7 protein-coding genes are annotated in these 18,640 nt (G+C 73.9%); all 7 read left to right on the top strand.

The features are described from left to right. The first annotated feature begins 54 nt into the window (after positions 1-54). The 7 genes from PSQ21_RS35070 to PSQ21_RS35040 all read left to right on the top strand — a co-directional run bounded on the left by PSQ21_RS35070 (position 55) and on the right by PSQ21_RS35040 (position 18,630). Positions 55-753 carry a response regulator transcription factor gene (locus PSQ21_RS35070; protein WP_274035494.1) on the top strand — a complete coding sequence of 233 codons (699 nt, stop codon included), beginning with the start codon at positions 55-57 and terminating at the stop codon, positions 751-753. Further along, positions 746-1,870 (top strand): sensor histidine kinase, encoded by a 1,125-nt coding sequence (locus PSQ21_RS35065; RefSeq protein ID WP_274035492.1) that lies wholly within the window; start codon positions 746-748, stop codon positions 1,868-1,870. The genes PSQ21_RS35070 and PSQ21_RS35065 overlap by 8 nt, the downstream gene beginning before the upstream one ends. Further along, positions 1,867-2,196 carry an antibiotic biosynthesis monooxygenase family protein gene (locus PSQ21_RS35060; protein WP_274035490.1) on the top strand — a complete coding sequence of 110 codons (330 nt, stop codon included), beginning with the start codon at positions 1,867-1,869 and terminating at the stop codon, positions 2,194-2,196. The genes PSQ21_RS35065 and PSQ21_RS35060 overlap by 4 nt, the downstream gene beginning before the upstream one ends. Before the next feature lie 343 nt (positions 2,197-2,539). Further along, a complete protein-coding gene (locus tag PSQ21_RS35055) occupies positions 2,540-15,184 on the top strand; it encodes a non-ribosomal peptide synthetase/type I polyketide synthase (protein ID WP_274035488.1) in 12,645 nt (4,214 codons plus the stop codon). Between the two features lie 142 nt (positions 15,185-15,326). Beyond that, positions 15,327-15,845, top strand: a complete 519-nt coding sequence (locus tag PSQ21_RS35050; RefSeq protein ID WP_274035487.1) for a hypothetical protein — start codon at positions 15,327-15,329, stop codon at positions 15,843-15,845. Next, positions 15,845-17,248, top strand: a complete 1,404-nt coding sequence (locus PSQ21_RS35045) for a hypothetical protein (protein ID WP_274035486.1) — start codon at positions 15,845-15,847, stop codon at positions 17,246-17,248. The genes PSQ21_RS35050 and PSQ21_RS35045 overlap by 1 nt, the downstream gene beginning before the upstream one ends. After that, positions 17,245-18,630, top strand: coding sequence for a VWA domain-containing protein (locus PSQ21_RS35040; RefSeq protein ID WP_274035485.1), 1,386 nt, complete (start codon positions 17,245-17,247; stop codon positions 18,628-18,630). The genes PSQ21_RS35045 and PSQ21_RS35040 overlap by 4 nt, the downstream gene beginning before the upstream one ends. Positions 18,631-18,640: the final 10 nt, after the last annotated feature.

Genomic DNA, 18,640 nt, shown 5'->3' with positions numbered 1-18,640 from the left:
GCGTATGCGGTTTTCGATACGCCGACGACAGGCGCCGACTCGTAGCATCGGCACATGCGCGTGCTGATCGTCGAAGACGAACCGTATCTGGCAGAAGCCGTCCGCGACGGCCTGCGTCTCGAAGCGATCGCGGCGGACATCGCGGGTGACGGCGAGACCGCTCTGGAGCTGCTGAGCGTCAACACCTATGACATCGCCGTCCTGGACCGCGACATCCCCGGGCCGTCCGGGGACCGGATCGCCGAACACATCGTCGCCTCCGGCAGTGGAATGCCGATCCTCATGCTCACGGCCGCCGACCGCCTCGACGACAAGGCCTCCGGGTTCGGGCTCGGCGCCGACGACTACCTCACGAAGCCTTTCGATCTCCGGGAACTCGTGCTCAGGCTCAGGGCGCTCGACCGCAGACGCGCCCACAGCAGACCGCCCGTGCGGGAGATCGCCGGTCTGCGGCTGGACACCTTCCGCAGGGAGGTCTACCGGGACGGCCGCTACGTCGCGCTGACCAGGAAGCAGTTCGCGGTGCTCGACGTCCTCGTCGCCGCCGACGGCGGTGTCGTCAGCGCCGAAGAGATCCTGGAACGCGCGTGGGACGAGCACGCCGACCCGTTCACCAACGCCGTACGCATCACCGTCTCGGCCCTGCGCAAGCGCCTCGGCGAACCGTGGATCATCGCCACCGTGCCGGGTGTCGGCTACCGCATCGGCACAGCGTCCGGCACCGGTCGCGGCGACGGCGAGGACCATGGCTAGGCGGCCCGGGTTGAGCGTCCGCCTCAAGCTCACCCTCAGCTACGCCGGCTTCCTCATGGTCGCCGGCGTCCTGCTGCTCACCGCGGTGTGGGTGTTCCTCCTGGAGTACGTTCCCGACGACTGGGACAGGCGGATGCTCCACGAGAACCCCAACCGTCAGCTCCTCGCGTACACCTTCGCCCCGGCGGCGGCCACCGTGCTGGCGGTCCTTCTCGTCTTCGGCCTCCTGGGAGGGTGGGTCCTCGCCGGCCGCATGCTCGCCCCGCTGACCCGGATCACCGAAGCCACCCGCGCGGCCACGCACGGGTCGCTCTCCCACCGGATCCGGCTGCCGGGCCGCAGGGACGAGTTCCGGGAACTCGCCGACGCCTTCGACACCATGCTCGCCCGGCTCGAAGCACACGTCGCCGAGCAGGAGAGATTCGCGGCCAACGCCTCCCATGAGCTGCGTACCCCGCTGGCGATCTCGAAGGCGCTTCTCGATGTGGCCCGCACCGATCCGAACCGCGACACCGACGAGATCATCGACCGTCTGTACGCCGTCAACGGCCGGGCGATCGACCTCACCGAGGCCCTGCTCGTGCTCAGCCGCGCCGACCGGCGTTCCTTCACCCGGGAACACGTCGACCTGTCGCTGCTCGCGGAGGAGGCCACCGAGACCCTCCTCCCCCTCGCGGAAGAACAGGGCGTCACCGTCGAGACACGCGGCGAGTTCGCCCCCGCGACCGGATCGCCGACGCTCCTGCTCCAGCTGACCACGAACCTCGTGCACAACGCGATCGTCCACAATCTGCCCGAACGGGGCACCGTCAGGGTCACCACCGGCGTCCGACGGCGGGCCGCGGTGCTCACGGTCGAGAACACCGGTGCGAAGGTCACCCCGCAGCTGGCCTCGACGCTCACCGAACCGTTCCGCCGCGGCGCGGAACGGTTGCGCACCCACCACGCGGGCGTCGGCCTCGGCCTGGCCATCGTCAAGACCATCGCCCGCGCGCACGACGGAACGCTCACCCTCACCCCGCGCCCGGACGGCGGGATCCGTATCACGGTGGAACTCCCCGCGACCGGCCCGCCCGCCGACGGAGTCAGGACCTCGTACGGCAGGATGGAGCCATGAGCGTAGTCAAGATCAATGTGCTGACCGTCCCCCAGGAACAACGCGAGACACTGGAGAAGCGCTTCGCTTCCCGGGCCCATGCCGTGGAGGGCTCCGACGGATTCGAGTGGTTCGAGCTGCTCCGGCCCGTCGAGGGCACGGACGACTACCTCGTCTACACGCGCTGGCGTGACGAGGCCTCCTTCCAGGCGTGGATGGAGGGGCCGATGAAGGCGGCCCACCAGGGCGGTGACGCCGGCAGCGGCGAGCGGCCCAAGCCGGCGGCCAGCGGGTCCACGGTGTGGTCCTTCGAGGTCGTGCAGCAGGCCTCCCCGACCGGCGCGTAGCACGGCACGTACGACAGGTGGCGCGAGCGCGCGCAGAGGGGTGATCCGCCCGGTCCGGCCGATGGCCGGCCGGGCGGGTCGCTCCGGCCCGGCAGGCCGCTTCGAGCGTCCGGGCCACGGTCCCGGCGAACGGGACCGTCCAGGCGGTGCTTCTCCTCGGTCCCCGCGTTCGCGGTGGACACGCCGGTCGCTTCCCGGCCCGGTCCGGAAACCGAGCCGGACCTCTTCCATCAGGTCACTCCCAGGGTGCATGCGCTCTCCTCCCGGCGGCTGATTCCCCGCGACCCGTGCCTTTCTAAGATCATTCTTCGGGGAACGGACCGACGGACCGACGGAGTACGACGTGACACTGCTTGATGTACTACTGGGCGCGGTCCGTGAGGCTCCCGGGCAGGTCGTCGTACATGTCCGCGGCGACGGGAGCGAGCTGACGGTCAGCCTGGGCGAACTCCTGGACACGTCCTTGCGCGTGGCCGGCGGCTTCCGGAAGGCGGGCGTCGCGCCCGGGACCTGTGTGCCGTTGCTCGCCGACCGCAGCGAGGACTTCCAGCCGATGTTCTGGGGTGCTGTGGCGGCCGGTCTCGTTCCGGTCCCGCTCGCGCCGGACGCACGTCGGGTGCTGCCGGTCTGGGAGCACCTGGGGCGGCCGCCCGTCGTCGTGGACGCCTCGGCCTCGTCGCTGTCGGGCGACCTCCCCGACACTGTCCGCGCCCTGTCCCTCGATGTCCTGCGGGAGGGGCCGGAGCTGCGGGAGCCCGCCGCCGCCGGGCACGACGACGTCGCGTTCGTGCAGTTCTCCTCGGGAAGCACCGGTGTGCCCAAGGGGGTGGAGGTGACCCATGGAGCGGTGCTGGCCAATCTGGCGCAGATACGGGCCGCCTCGGCGCTGGGACCCGAGGACGTGGTGGTCAGCTGGATGCCGTACTTCCACGACATGGGGCTCATCGGCACCCACCTCGCTCCGCTGGCCGCCGGGGCCCGGCAGGTCAAGATCGGTCCGCTGTCGTTCGCCAAGCGGCCCCGCCTGTGGTTCGAGGTGGCGGCCCGGCACCGGGCCACGGTGCTGTCCGCGGCCAACTTCGCCCTGGCGCTGGCCGTACGCCGGGTTCCCGACGAGGTCCTGGCCCGGCTGGACCTCTCGGCGGTACGGCTGATCCTGGTCGGGGCGGAGCCGATCGGGCCCGCGGTGTGGCGTGCCTTCGCCGACAAGACCCGGCCGGCGGGGCTGGACCCGGCGGCGGCCCAGCCGGTCTACGGCCTGGCCGAGGCGACGCTGGCGGTGACCTTCCCGCCGGCGGGGGAAGTGGCCGAGCCCCTCGTCCTGGACCGGGCGGCGTTGAGCCGTGGAGTGGCGGTGGACGCCGAACCGGGCGAAGGCGCCGTCGAGTTGATGGACGTCGGGCGGCCGGTGGCCGGCTGCTCCGTACGCGTCGTCGACGACGCGGGCACCGTCCTCGGGGACCGGCGGACCGGGCACATCATGGTGAGCGGTCCCCAACTGGCCCGTGGTTACCACCGCCTTCCCGATGTGAGCGCGGAGGTGTTCGCCGGGGGGTGGCTCCGCACCGGGGATCTCGGGTTCCTGCGGGACGGCCGGCTGTGCGTCACGGGCCGGCACAAGGACGTGCTGTTCCTCAACGGCCGCACCTTCCACGCCTCGGACATGGAAGAGGTCGCGGCCGCCACTCCCGGGCTGCCTCCCGGGGCCCCCGCGGTGGTCGGGTCGACCGACCCGGTCACCGGAGCGGAGCGCGTCGTGGTGTTCGTCCCCTGGGCACGGCCCCCGCGCGAGGCGGCCCAGGTACTCGAACGTGTCTCGGCCCGGGTGCGCGAGGCCCTGCTCCATGACGACGTGCGGGTGCTGACCCTGCCGCCGGGGGCGTTCCCCCGTACGACGAGTGGCAAACTGCGACGCCGGCGGCTGCGGGAGCGTTTCGAGGACGGCGCGTTCGGGACGGGTGGGAGAGGAGCGGGTGAGAACGCTTCGGGTGACGGCGATGGGCCCCCGTCCGCGGCGGGCGGTCTCGCGGAAGCGGCGCGGCCGGCGGCGGAAGCTTCCGCGAGGGCGCCCCGCGCCCGGGCGGAGACCGTCGAGGCGGTGCGGGAGGTGTGGGCCCGGGTGCTGGGCCGACCCGCCGGTTCGATCGGGGCGCACGAGGCGTTCGGGAGCCTCGGGGGGACGTCGGTCAAGGCCATGGAGGTACTGGGGGCCCTGGAGGACGCCTTCGGTGTGACGCTGCCGCCGGCGGTCATCCGGGACCACGGCACGGTGTCCGCACTCGCCGGTCACCTTCTGACGGTGGCGCCGGTTCCGACGTCCTGTGCCCCGGAAGCGGTGGAGAGCGCCCCGCCGCGCACCGGCGGCGCGTCCGCCGGGGACATGGCCGTAGCCGCCACCGTCCCCGGCGCTGCCACGGCCGACACCTCTGCGGCCGTCATCGGGATGGCGTGCAGGTTCCCCGGCGCCGACACCCCCGAGGCCTTCTGGGAGCTGCTCGTCGACGGGCACGACGCCGTCACCCCCGTACCGCGAGGACGATGGGACGACGGCCAGGACCTCCCGGGGGCCCGGCCGGCTGCTCCGGCGGTCGGCCGGAAGCGATGGGCCGCACTGCTGGAGGATCCGGCCGCTTTCGACGCCGGCTGCTTCGGCATCGGCGAGGACGAGGCCCGCGCGCTCGACCCGCAGGCCCGGATCTTCCTGGAACTCGCGCACGAGGCACTCGAACGTGCCGGATACGCGGGACCCCGCCGACGCGGCCGCAGGATCGGCGTGTTCGCGGCGGTCGGGGACAGCGGCTACCGGCAGATCCTGGAACGGGCCGCTGCCGACGGCTCCCCGCGGCCCGCGGCGCTCACCGGCAACCTGCCCGCCCTCGTCGCCGCCCGGGTCACCCAGTGCCTCGACCTCGACGGGCCCGCCATCGCCGTGGACACCGCCTGCTCGTCGGGCCTGGTGGCGCTGCATCTGGCCCGGCGCAGCCTGCTGGACGGTGAGTGCGACCTCGCCGTCGTCGGCGGGGTCAACCTCCACCTGACCTCGGCCCCGCACCGGCTGCTGGAAGAGGCGGGGGCCCTCTCCCCCACCGGACGCAGCCGTGCCTTCAGCGCCGACGCCGACGGCTTCGTGCCGGGAGAGGGCGGCGCGGCCATCGTCCTGACGCGCCTCGACGCGGCCCGCCTCGCGGACGATCCGGTGCTCGCGGTGGTCCGGGGCACGGCCGTCAACAACGACGGCCGGTCGATGAGCCTCATGGCGCCCAATCCGTTGCGGCAGCGCGAGGTCATCACCCGGGCGTACGAGGCGGCGGGGGTCGATCCCGCCTCGGTGACCTATGTGGAGGCCCACGGGACCGGCACCACCGTGGGGGACCCGATCGAGCTGCGTTCGCTGGCTCACGCGTTCCCCGAACGACCCGACGGCGAACCGCGGTCGGTCGGTTCGGTGAAGACGAACATCGGGCATCTGCTGAACGCCGCCGCACTGCCCGCGCTGGTGAAGGTCGTGCTGGCCCTGGGCCACCGCAGGCTGCCGCCGTCGCTGCACCACGCCCCCGCCTCGCCGGGCCTGGCCCCCGCCGGTTTCTCCGTGGTGACCGAGGCGAGGGACTGGACGTCCGAGGGGCCTCTCGTCGCGGGGATCAACGCGTTCGGTTTCGGCGGCACCAACGCCCATGCCGTTCTCGAACAGGCCGCGCCCCCGCCTGCCCCGGCCCCGCCTTCCACGGGTGTCGCGGGTGACGTCGCGGTCGACGGGCCTCACTTGCTGACCCTGTCGGCGCACAGCCCGGGCGGGCTGCGGGAAGCGGTGACCCGGCTCGCCGCACACCTGGAAAGCCGTCCGCGGCTGCGCGAGGGCGATGTCTGCCGGACCGCGAGTACCTCCCGGGACGACGGGCCCCACCGGCTCGCCGTCGTCGCCGACGGAGATCTGCGGGAGCGGCTCGCCGCCGTCACCGCCGGCGGCGGGACGGGAGAAGCGGTCCGGCAGGTCGGGAGCGTCGTCCGTTCCCGGCCGCGCGTGGTCTTCCTGTTCCCCGGGCAGGGCTCGCAGTTCCCCGGCCAGGACCGGGCGCTGTACCGGACGGCGCGGGTGTTCCGGGACACGTTCGACGAAGCGTCCGCGCTGCTCGGTCCGGTGTGCGGGCGGCCCCTGCTGGACTGGGCGCTGGACCCGGAGGCGGACCCGGCCGAGCAGGCGGTCACAGAGGTGGCGCAGCCGCTCCTCGTCGCCTCCGGGGTGGCGCTCGCCCGCCAGTTGCGCGCCTGGGGCGTGCAGCCCGACGCCGTGGCCGGGCACAGTGCCGGGGAGATCGCGGCCGCCTGTGCCGGCGGGGCGCTGACCCTCCGGGAGGCGGTGCGGTTCGCGGCCGAACGCGGCCGTCTCATGGGCGCGTTCACCGAACCCGGGGCGATGATCGCCGTCCGCGGGGGTGAGGAGGCCGTCGCCGCGGCGGTGGCGGAGTCCGGCGGGGCGCTCGCCGTGGCCGCGTACAACGGTCCGGGGCTCCAGGTCCTCTCCGGGGACGTCCGTGCCGTGGAGCGTGCCGCCGCCGGCCTCGAAGCCCTGGGCGTTCCCACGCGTCGTCTGCGGGTCTCCCGGGCCTTCCACTCACCGCTGATGCGGCCGGTGGCCGACCGGCTCGCCGACGCTGCCCGTGCGCTGACCCCGCAGGCCCCCTCCGTCCCCCTCATGAGCACCGTCACCGCCGAGTGGCAGCCGGTCCTCGGCCCGGAGTACCTGCGTGACCACGCCGAACGTCCGGTGCTGTTCGGGAAGGCCGTGGAACGCCTGGCGCGGGAGGGATACGACACGTTCGTGGAGGTCGGCCACGGCGCGACGCTGTCCGGCGCGGTCCGCGCGGCGACGGAGGCGTACGCCGCCGGCGCACCGGAGGCCAGCGCCGAAGGCGGCGGGACACCCGGGTCATCCGTGGCGTCCGCCGCCTCCGGCGCGTTCACCGGCGGAGCGACGGTGATGTGCGCCCTCCCGGGAGATTCCGACGGCCGTACGGACGCGGAGCGGCTCCCCGGTGGCGGGCACGGCGGTGGACGGGGGGCCCTGCTGGAAACCGTCGGCCGCCTGTGGTCGCACGGCGTGCCGCTGGACCGTACCGCGCTCGACGCGGAGCACCACCGGATCCCCCTGCCCACCTACCCCTTCCAGCGCCGCCGGTACTGGGCCGATCCGCCCGTGAGCCCTCTGCTGCACCGGGTCCTGTGGGAGGACACCCCCCTGCCCGGAAGGGCGGCGGCCGTGCGTTCGGTGCTGCTGACAGGGCCGGACTCCGCGTACGTCGACCGGCTCGCCTCGCAGCTCTCCGCCGAGGGCGTCCGGATGCACGAAAGGGGCGACGGGCCGCCGGATGCCGTGGTCCTGGTCGCCGGGCCCGCTCCCGGCCAGGACACCGCCGACGCGCTCGACCGGGCCCAGGACACCGCGCTGGCCGCCTTCGGCGAGGCCCTCGCACGGTTCGACGAGACGCGCGCGGACCGGCTGCTGGTGCTGACCGAGGACGTCCACGGCACGGGGACCGAACGGGAAAGGCCCAGGCCGGCCCACGCCGTCCTCGGCGGGCTCCTGCTGGCGCTGCCGCGGGAGACACCGGGCGCCGCGGCCACCGCCCTCGACCTCTGCTCGCTGGACACCGCGTCCCAGCGCCTGACCGCCGTGCTGGCCGAACTGGCCGAACCGAAGTCGGACGGCAGCACCCACGCCGGGGCCGCCACCGTCGCCTGGCGCGCCGGGCGCAGGCTCACCCGTCGCTTCGTGCCGCTGGCGGGCAGCACCACCGCACCGGGCGGGGCTACGCGATCACCGCTGCCGCCCGACGGCACGTTCCTCATCACCGGGGGCGGCGGCGGCTTCGGCGCCGCGCTCGCCCGGGACCTCGCCGGGCGTGGCCGCCCGACCCTCGTACTCGCCGGGCGCTCCCCCCGTCCTCCCTCGGGACTGACCGAGGAACTCCGCTCGCTGGGCGCCACCGTCCACTACCGCGTGGCCGACGTCTCGGTGGAGCGGGACGTCGACGCCCTCCTCGCCGGCCTGCCCCACCTCGACGGCCTCTTCCACGCCGCGGGGACGGTGCGCCCCGGCACCCTGCGCACCAGGCGCGCGGAGGAGACGGCGGCAGCCCTGGCCGCCAAGACCCGGGGCAGTCTGCTGCTCTCGCTGGCCCTGCGCCGCCACGGGCTCGACCCGGCGGTCCGGATCGCGTTCTCCTCCGTCAGTGCCGTGCTGCCCGGTCTGGCGGGAGCGCTGGGCGACTATGCGAGCGCCAACGCCTTCCTCGACGCGTTCGCCGCGTCGGAACGGCACGCGGGCCGGCCCTGGCAGTCGGTGAACCTCGCGGCCCTCGCCGGGACGGGCATGGCGACGGCTCTCGGAGCCGGGGCGGAAGGCGGCTCCACCACCGTACGGAGTGCCGGGGGCCCGCCCGTCGCCGTCGGCCCCGCGCTGGCGGCGCTCCGTACGGCATGCGGCGTCGACGCGGCGCAACTGCTGCTCGCCGACCTGACGTCGCCCCCGGGGCCCGCGGCCATGGCGGACCCGACCGCGCCGACGGTACCCATGGGGACGAGCACGGAATCCGGCACGGAACCGGCGACCACGTGCCGGGTGCCCGGCACAGGCACCGGCGACGGCACGCGTGCGAACCGGGATACGCGTGCGGGGACCGGACCTCGCACCGGTACGGCGGAAGTGCTTCGGCGGCTGCTGGCCCCGGCGCTGCGTCTGCCCGCCACCGGGATTCCCGACGACGAACCGTTTCTCGCCCTCGGCCTCGACTCGCTCGCCGCCGTCGACCTCGTCAGGCAGCTCGAACGGGAACTGGGCAGGCCGCTGGCCGCCACGCTCTTCTTCGAGTACCGGACTGTCGCCGAACTGGCCGCGCACCTCGACACCATGCCCTCCCCCTCACCTCCGGCCCACTCCTCCCGGTCCCTTCCTCCGGCCCCGTCTCCCCTGCCGGACGGCGTCGGTTTCCCGCTCACCCCCGTCCAACTGGCCCTGCACACCAGCAGTCGGCTCCACCCCGACGTCCCGGCTCACGGTTACGTCCGCCAGACCGTCCGGGGGCCCTTGGACACCCGGCTTCTGAGCCGGGCGCTCGCCGCACTGGCCGACCGGCACACCATGCTCCGGATCCGCATCGGGAGCACGGGCAGCACGGAGAGCAACCAGAGCGCTGAGAGCGGCCAGAGCACCGGCGACAGGGTCGGCTCGGTGGCACCACGGCAGTACGTCGCGCCGCCCGCCGCGCTGTCCGCCTGGTACGAGGTCCGGGAGCTGACCGGCCGTACCGGGGAGATCGAGGGGCTCGAAACGGCCCTGTGCAACCGCCCGTTCGACCTCTCCACCGAGCCTCCGGTGCGCGCGCTCCTCGCCCGGGAGAGCCCGGAGCTGTCCCATCTGGTGCTGGTGATCCACCATGCGGCCGGTGACGGATACAGCCTCAACGTCCTCGCCGGAGAACTGTGGTCGCTCTACACCGCCCTCGCCGACGGGCGCGCACCGACGCTGCCCCCGCTCGGCACAGATTTCGCGCGGTACGCGGCCGCGGCCGCCGATGAGCGGTCCTCCCCGGACGGCATGAAGGCCCTCGCCGCCGACCGGCTGTACTGGTCGGGGCGGCTGGGCTCCCGGGGCGAACCGCTGCGCCTGCCGTACGACGGTGATCCGTCCGCCCTGCCGGCCGCGCCGGTGACCACACACCAGAGCGTTCTCGACCCGGTGCTGTCCGCCGCGTTGGAGAAGCGGGCCGCCGCTCACGGGGTGAGCCTGTTCCATCTCCTGCTCGCCGCGCACGTGCGCTGTCTGGCCCGGTGGAGCGGACAGCGGGAGATCGCGGTGAACGTAGCCCGCGCCCGGCGGGACGATCGCCTGCCGGGCCTGGACCGGCTCGTGGGGCCGCTCGCCGACACCCTTCCGCTGCTGTGCGGGACGGACCCGGACGAGTCGGCGGGGGCTCTGGCCCAACGGCTGGCGGGGATCTGGCTGGAGAGCGAGCGGCACGCGAGCCTCACCGGCCTGGACCTGGCGCGGCTGCTGCCGCCGGACCCCTCCGGGGCCGGCCCCCGGACCGTGAGCCCGGCCGGCTTCAGCTTCTCGCGCTTCCCCGCCCCGCTCGACGGGCGTTGTCCGGTGAGCGTGCGGCCGACCGCTGCCGGTACCGCCACCGCCGCGACCCGCCTGAGCCTGCTGTGCTGGCAGGACGAGGCGGCGCTGCGCTTCTCGTGGAACTTTCCCGTCCGGCTCTTCGACCCGGCGACCGTGGCCCGCCTGGACCGGGACTTCCACGCCGAGTTGGCCGCGCTCGGCGAGCCCCGGCCCGCCGCACCGGTCATCACGGAGTCCGTACCCGACCACGGCATCGGGCCCCGTACCGGATCCGGCGCCGCCACGCTCGTGGGCCGGCTGGTCGACCGGTTCCGGGCCACCCCGGACGCGGTCGCCGTCGACACCGGCGCCACCACCCTGACGTACGCCCAACTCGACCGTGCCTCCCACGCCCTCGCGACCTCTCTCCTGGCCCGCGGCGTCACCCCGGGAAGCCTCGTCGGGCTTCTCACCGAACCCGGCGCCGACACCGTCGTCTCGGTCGTCGCGGCCCTGCGCGCCGGGGCGGGCTGGGTTCCGCTGGACGCCGGCCACCCGACCGCGCGGCTGACGGACCAGCTCACGCGCTCGGGAGCCCGTACGGTGCTCTGCCACACCGCCACCCGGGCGGTGGGGGAAGCACTCGGCGACGTCGCCCTGGTGTCCGTCGACGCTTCGGCGCCGTCCTGCCGGGATACGGTTCCGGGGCCTGCCGGGGGCCCCGGCCGTGTCGCCGGTTCCGTCCGGCCGTCGGACGCGCTCCCCGCGCCCGACGGCCCGGTCGACGCCGACGGCATCGCCTACGTGATCTTCACTTCCGGATCCACCGGCCGGCCCAAGGCCGTACCCGTCACCCACCGGTCGATGGAGAACTACCTCGACTGGGCGATCGACACCTTCGGGTACGACGAGCACGACCGGCTCGCCCAGACCGCGTCGCCCTGCTTCGACGCCTCCGTCCGCCAGCTCCTCGCCCCTCTGCTCGTCGGCGCCACCGTGGTCACGGTGGCGTGGGACCTGCTGCGCGATCCCGACCGGCTGCTGACCCACGTCGAACGCGGCCGCATCACCGTGTGGAGCTCCGTTCCCACGCTCTGGGAGCAGCTGCTCAGCGCTTCCGAGGAACGCGTGCGGCACGGCGCACCGCCGCCGGACCTGTCCGCGCTGCGGTGGATCCATGTCGGCGGCGAGGCCCTGTCGCCCGCGCATGTACGCCGCTGGTTCGACCTCTTCGGCGACGGCCAGCACATCGCCAACCTGTACGGCCCGACCGAGGCCACGATCAACACGAGCTGCCACATCATCCGGGCCCGGCCCGGCGACCAGGTGCGGCGGCTTCCCATCGGCCGCCCCGTCTCGGGCACGGAGGTGGAGGTCGTCGGCCCCGACGGGGAGCCCCGGCGGCCCGGCGAGGCCGGTGAGCTCCTCATCTCCGGAACCGGCCTGACCTCGGGCTACCTCGGTGAACCGGAACTCACCGAGGCCGCGTTCACCGTCCGGCGCGGTCGCCGGTGGTACCGCAGCGGCGACCGGGTGCGGTGCTCCGAGGACGGCGTCCTGGAATTCCTCGGGCGGCTGGACGACCAGGTGAAGATCCGTGGCAACCGGGTCGAGCCGGGCGAGATCGAAGCGGTGCTCCAGACCCATCCGGACGTCGCCCACGCCGTCGTCCTCACCGAGCACGGACGCCTCACCGCCTTCGTCACACCGGGGCCCGGGACTCCCGGGGCGGACGCCTTGGCGCTCCGGCTCCATCTCGCGGGGTCACTGCCCTCGTACATGCTTCCGTCCCGGATCACCCGTGTCGACAGGATGCCGCTCACGAGCACGGGCAAGATCGACCGCCGTGGGCTGCTGACCTTCCAGGGAGCGGCCGGAGGTCCCGGGGCTGACACGGGCGCGGACAGCGGCGCGCGTACGGGTGAGGTCCGTACACCGCCCCGCACGCCCACCGAGGTCCGGCTGGCCGCCATCTGGTCCGCGCTGCTCCAGGCCGAGGACGTGTCCCGCGAGGACGACTTCTTCGTCCTGGGCGGCGACTCCCTGCTCGTGCTGGAAGTGTTCGCCCGGCTGGAGAAGCAGGGCGGACCGCTCCCCCGGCCGACCGTCATCTACCGCAGTCGCACGCTCGCGGCCCTCGCCTCGGCGGTGGACGCCGCGGCGGACACCGCCACCGACGCCACGGGCACCGCCGTTGACGCCGCTGACACTTCTGACGCCGTTGAGACCGATGACACCGCTGCGGGCGCTGCGGGCGCGTCGGCCCTGGGACGCGATCCGGTGGGCGACCGCACGGGGACGCTCGATCCGGCCGTCACTCCCCCGGCCTTCCCGCTGACACCGACCCAGCGCGGCTTTCTGCTGGCCGAAGCCGTCTCACCGGGCACGACGTCGTCCTGGCTCACACGGTTGCGTCTGCGTGGCCGCCTCGACACCACCCTCTTCCAGAGGGCGGTGGACACGCTCGTCGTGCGCCACCCGATGCTGCGTACCGTCTTCCCCGCCGGGGTGCGCCCGCCCGTCCAGCAGGAACTTCCGTCCTCACTGCGCCTGCCGGTCGACTTCGAGACCCTCACCGACCCGGGTCAGGTGGAGGAGCGGGTCACCGCCGAACGGGCGCGCCGTTTCGAAACCTGGGCCTGGCCCCTGGTGCGCCTGCGGGTACTCACCGTCGCTCCCGACGAACACGTCCTGGTGGCACACGCCCACCACATCATCGGCGACGGCTACAGCGCCGCACTCCTGGTACGGGAGCTGACGGCCGTGTACGACGCCCTGTCCCGCGGTGAAGAACCGGCGACGGCCCCCCTGCGCAGCACGTTCCGCGACCACGCCCTCCAGCTCGCGGAGCGCACGGGGACGGCCACCGCGACAACCCCGTCGACGGCCCGGGTGACCACCGCCGGGAGGGTCTTCGACGCGCCGACCGTCTCAGCCGGGCGGGGCGTCCCGACCGGCGGGGACCGGTGGGCTCGGTTGAGCGCGCCCTACCGGCCGCCCGTACTCGCCGCCGGCAGGACCGCCGCCGACCCGCTCTTCCATACCTACGGGTTCACGGTCGAGCCCGGTCAGGTGGAGGCCCTGCGCGGGCTCGCCGCCCGCACCGGCTCCACCCTCCACGCCCCGGTGCTCACCGCCTACTACCGGGCGCTCGCGGCTGCCACGGGCCGGGGGGATCTGGTGCTCGGTCTGGCGGTGAGCGGCCGGGACCACTCCCTGCCCGACGCACACCGGGTGTTCGGTCCCTACGCCACGGCTGTTCCCCTGCGTCCGGCGGGTCCGGCGGCCGGGCGGCCCGGCGGCAGCGGTTTCGAGGGCGATCTGCTGCGTGTCGCCGCCGAGGCCGCCGAGGCGCGAACGTACGAGGGGGTCGTACCCCCGCTGTCCAACGGGCTGCCCATGACCTCGCAGTTCTTCTTCACCTATCTGGACTTCTCCGCCCTGGGTCCGGAGAGCGGGAGGACCCTGGCGGTCGCCCGGGAGGACGGCGACAGTGTGTACACGCCGCCGCCTGCCGGTACGGATGTGTTCCTGGCCGCCGGTCCGGACGGCGGACGGCTGCGGATCACCGTCCGGGCGGCGGCGACGGCGTTCACCCCGGAGTCGTTGGCGGCGTTCGCGGAATCGGTGCGCGCCGATCTGGCGCACGCGGCGGCCTCGGCCGTGCCAGGCCCCGGCCGGCTCGCCCGCCCCGACGGCCCCGGCCGGGATGCGCGGATGGATGCCGCGCTCATCGGCTATCTGCCGTCCCCGGCCGACCTCGCCCGGCTGTCAGGTCTGCCGGAGGCCGCGCTGCCGCGCGAGCAGCTGCGGACCCTGCTGTTTCCGGACGGCCGGCCACGGCTCCTGGAGACGCTGAGTACGCCGCTGGGCCGTTCGGGCTTCGTGTGCGTTCCGCTGTTCGCGGACGAACTCGCCGCCGGCGACGACCTGCTCGGTCACACCGCCCTGGGGGTGGAGCTGGCCTCGTCCCTGGGTGCGCGGGCCGTGTCCCTCGCGGGCATGATCCCCTCGCTCACCGGCTACGGCTTCGACGTCCTGCGGGCCGTCGGCACGGCAGGAGCCGTCACCGCCGCGCCCGCTGATCACGGTGTCCCCCCTGCCCGCACCACCCCCGCCGTCACCACCGGTCACGCGGCGACCGTCGTGTCCGTCGTCAGGACCGTGCACGCGGCTCTCGACGCGATGGGGCAGCGACTGGGCTCTCTGGCCGTGGCGTTCGTGGGGCTCGGCTCGATCGGCTCCTCCTCGCTGGAACTGCTGCTCAGCCGGGCCCAGCAGCCGCCCGCACGACTGCTGCTCTGCGACGTACCGGGCAGCGGGCCACGGCTCAAGGAGCTGGCCGAGAGCCTCCTGCAACGCCGCCTCGTCGAGATCGTGGAGGTGGTCGAGTCGGACCACGGTCTGCCCGAAGCCGTGTACGACGCCCGCCTGATCGTCGCGGCGGTCAGCGGGGGCGGCACGCTCCTGGACATCGACCGCCTCGCACCGGGTACGACGGTGGTCGACGACTCGTTCCCGCACTGCTTCGACACGTCCCGCGCCATCGGCCGGATGGAAGGGGCGAAGGACGTCCTGGTCGTGGGCGGCGGGCTGTTGAGCGTCGGCCCGGCGGAACGGGAGGTGGCCGAAGGCCTCCCGGCCGCCGCGGTGGCCGGCCACCTCGCGCGGCCGATGGTGCCGGACACCGTCGCGTCCTGCCGGCTGGAGTCCTTGCTCCACGCCTCGGGGGCCGAGGTGCCGCTCGTCCACGGTCCGGTCGACGCGGCCACCGGGCTGGCCTACTGGGAAGCGGCGGAGGCGACCGGCATCCGCGCGGCGCCCCTGCACCTGCTCACCCGCACCATCGACCCGGAGCTGCTCGCGCGACACCTCTGGAGTTCATGACCCTTTCCCGTGCCGGACGGGGTGGACGGGCCGCCGCGGGCCGGACGCCGAGGCGTCGCGGGCTGCCGGCCGCGTTGTCAGTGGTCGGGATTAAGTTCGTTCATGTCCCGCCGCGATGGCGTGGACGCCCCCTTTCGCCTGCATGGGAGTTGACGCGTTGTCGGTCTGGGAGAAGTCGAGTACGGCGCGGGTGATGCCGCCCGCGCGCCCGCGGAAGCTGGCCAAGGTGCCGTTCGTCGAACTGGCCGACGGGCGGTTGCAGGGGGTCGTCTCCAGCGGATCGGACATCGGCCGGGTGTACGTGTCGTCCGTGGCGGCCCGGACGTACGCGTTCGCCTGCAGCACCAACAACAACCGGCCCTGCGGTGGCGCGCGCGGCATGTTCTGCAAGCACATCCAGGCACTCGTCGGCGAGGCGGTGCTGCAGTACGGTGCGGAGCGCGTCGCCCGCTATCTCAAGGTGGAGACCCCGGACGGGGAGCCCGACGCGCGGTCCCTCACCGCCACCATGACCGCGGCGCGGCCGGTGCGGGACGACTCCTCGGCGGCCGCCCAGGTGTTCAGCCGGTTCCTGCGACACCTGGCCTATCTCGAACTGGACGCGGTCACCACCCCGTTGCCCGAGATGCATTGGTTCCCGTCGACGCGGGCGGTGGCCTGATGCGGGGCGATCTGCTGTCCGATCCGGTCGAGGGGCTCGACGAGGCGCTCGCCGCCGTGGACGCCTTCGACGAGGCGCTGGTGGCCGGTCTGCTGCGGCCGGGGCCGGCGCAGGCCGCAGCGGTCGCCGGGCTCGCCGACGCCGTCGCCGGGACCCCGCTGGCCGCACGGGTCGCGGAGGCGGCCGGCCGGGCGACGGTGGGCGCCGCCGGGGAGGAACACTTCGTGGCGCTCGCCGCCGCCCGGTGCGCGCTGCTCGGCTCCGTGCACGACGCCCTGACGCGGCGGATCGACGAGGCCGTCGGCCGGCCCACTGCCGAGGACGCGGCGGAGGAATCCGGACCGGCGTCCGCCGTGGCGGACCCCGAGACGAACCTCCTCGCCGCCGCGCGCAGTTGGCTATGTGACCTCGCGCGCGGCGGCTGGCGGGGCCTCGACCACGAGCTCGTCGCCGGGGCCGCGCCGGTGGTCTCCGCGATGCTGCCCGATCCGGGCCTGCGTCGGCGGGCGACGCTGCTCGACGGGTTCGCCGCCGAGCTCGCGGCGTCCTGCCCGGGGGCGACTCTGGAGCGGGTGCCGGTGCGCCGCTGGGCCGATCTGTGGTCACGCGCCCTGTTGTTGACGGTGCCCGGCTCCGCCGGTGACCGTTCCACCGTCCCGGTGACCGGCCGCCTGTTGCCGCTCGGCGTCGACGTACAGGAGCACGCGACGGCCGTACAGGCCCAGGTCCATGCCGTGTTCGAACCGGCGGACGGAGGCGTGCCCCGTCTGGTGCGCGCCGGTGTTTCGGCCCCGAAGCCCGACACCGTCGTGGGGGCGGGTCTGTGGCAGCTGCTGCGCCCCTGCATGTCCTTGCTCGGCGCCGTGAGCGAGGGCCGCTCGATGGAGCTGGACGCCATGCCGGTGACCGCTGAGGGGGATCTGCTCTGGGACGACGGGCGGGCCCGCCCGGGCGAGCCCGCCGACGCCTTCGCCACGGCGCGCGTGATGCTGTCCACCGCGACCGCCGCCCGTGTCGCCCCGTTGGACCGGCACCCCGTCCGGATCGCCGTGCCGGTGCTGCTGGAGGGGTACACCGCGAGGTGCGAGGAGGGCCGGCTCGTGTTCGATCTGGCCGGGCACCTTCTGGCCGTCGACGCCGACCGGGCGCCCGCGGCCGGTCCGCTGACGCCCGAGGCGGTCGCGGGCTCCCACTCGTGCGTCGGGCTGCTGCGCTGGGACGCCGGGGAGTTCCTGCTCCAGCCGCTCGCGGTCGAGGCGACCGTGCGGAAGAAGGCCGTCGGCGCCCACGCCGGGGCGTGGGCGGGCGGCACCACCGACAAGGCCGGTGTCCGGGCGGAGAAGGCCGCCACCGACGCCGTCGCCGTGCTGCGCGAGCGCGCCGGAAGGCTGTTGCGGAAATGACCGAGGATCTCACCGGGCAGCCGCTCGGGCCCGTCGGCCCGTCCCGGACCGGCCCCGACCCGTACGACAACCGCCGTCAGGTGCTGTACTGGCGGCTCCTGGCCCGCCTCTTCGACGGTGAGGAGCAGCCCGCGCTGGAGTCGGCGAGCCTGGGGGTGGTCGAGGACATCGGGCTGCCGTCCGCACTGCTGGATCCCGGGACGTCGCTCGACTCGGTCGTGCAGCGTCATCCGGAGCTGGCCGCCGAGTTCGACGGGCTGATGACACCGGACGACGAGGTGGCCGGTCTCCGCGACCGGGCGGCGGAGGTGCGGCGGGCCGCGCTGGTCTCGAAGGTGCTGCTGAATGTCTTCGCGACCGGTTCGAGCACGGTGACCGCCGAGCAGCTGGCGCGCTGGCAGTCCGACGCGGGCTGGCTGGAGCGGGCGCTGGGCAGCCGGCCCGGGGCGCTTCGCGGCGGGCGGGCGGCGGGTGCGGGCCCTGGTTCCGGCGGCCTCGGGCCCGAGCTGGCGGCGATCGAGGCGGATCTCGTGGGGCGCATGCGGCTGCGGGAGGTCCTGGCCGATCCGGCGCTGGCCGCGCGGCTGACGCCGAGCATGTCGCTGATCGAGCAGTTGCTGCGGGACAAGGGCAATCTGTCGGGTGTGGCCCTCGCCAACGCCAAGTCACTCATCCGGCGGTACGTCGACGAAGTGGCCGAGGTGCTGCGTACGCAGGTGGAGAAGGCCACTGTGGGCGAGTTGGACCGTTCGGTGCCGCCCAAGCGTGTCTTCCGCAACCTCGACCTGGACCGCACGGTCTGGAAGAACCTCACCAACTGGAGTCCGGAGGAGGAGCGGCTCTACGTCGATCGCCTCTACTACCGGCACACCGTCCGCAGAACAACGCCGCAGCGGCTGATCGCCGTGGTGGACCAGTCCGGCTCCATGGTCGACTCGATGGTGAACTGCACCATCCTCGCCTCCATCTTCGCCGGGCTGCCGAAGGTGGACGTCCATCTCGTCGCCTACGACACCCGCTCGATCGACCTCACGCCGTGGGTGCACGACCCGTTCGACGTGCTGCTGCGCACGAATCTCGGCGGTGGCAACGACGGCCCCGTCGCGATGGCGATGGCCCGTCCGAAGATCGCCGAGCCGAAGAACACCGTCATGGTGTGGATCTCGGACTTCTACGAGTTCGACCGCTCCCAGCCGCTGTTCGAGGGCATCGAGGCCGTTCACCGTTCCGGGGTGAAGTTCATCCCCGTCGGCTCGGTGACCAGCTCCGGACGGCAGGAGGTCAATCCCTGGTTCCGGGAGCGGTTCAAGGCCCTGGGCACGCCGGTGGTCTCCGGGCGGGTGGACAAGCTCGTACACGAACTCAAGACGTTTCTGACCTGACGCCCCGCGG

The organism is Streptomyces sp. MMBL 11-1, from assembly GCF_028622875.1.
In the GTDB taxonomy this organism is placed as follows: Bacteria; Actinomycetota; Actinomycetes; order Streptomycetales; family Streptomycetaceae; genus Streptomyces.
This window is presented reverse-complemented; position numbering and strand designations above follow the sequence as displayed.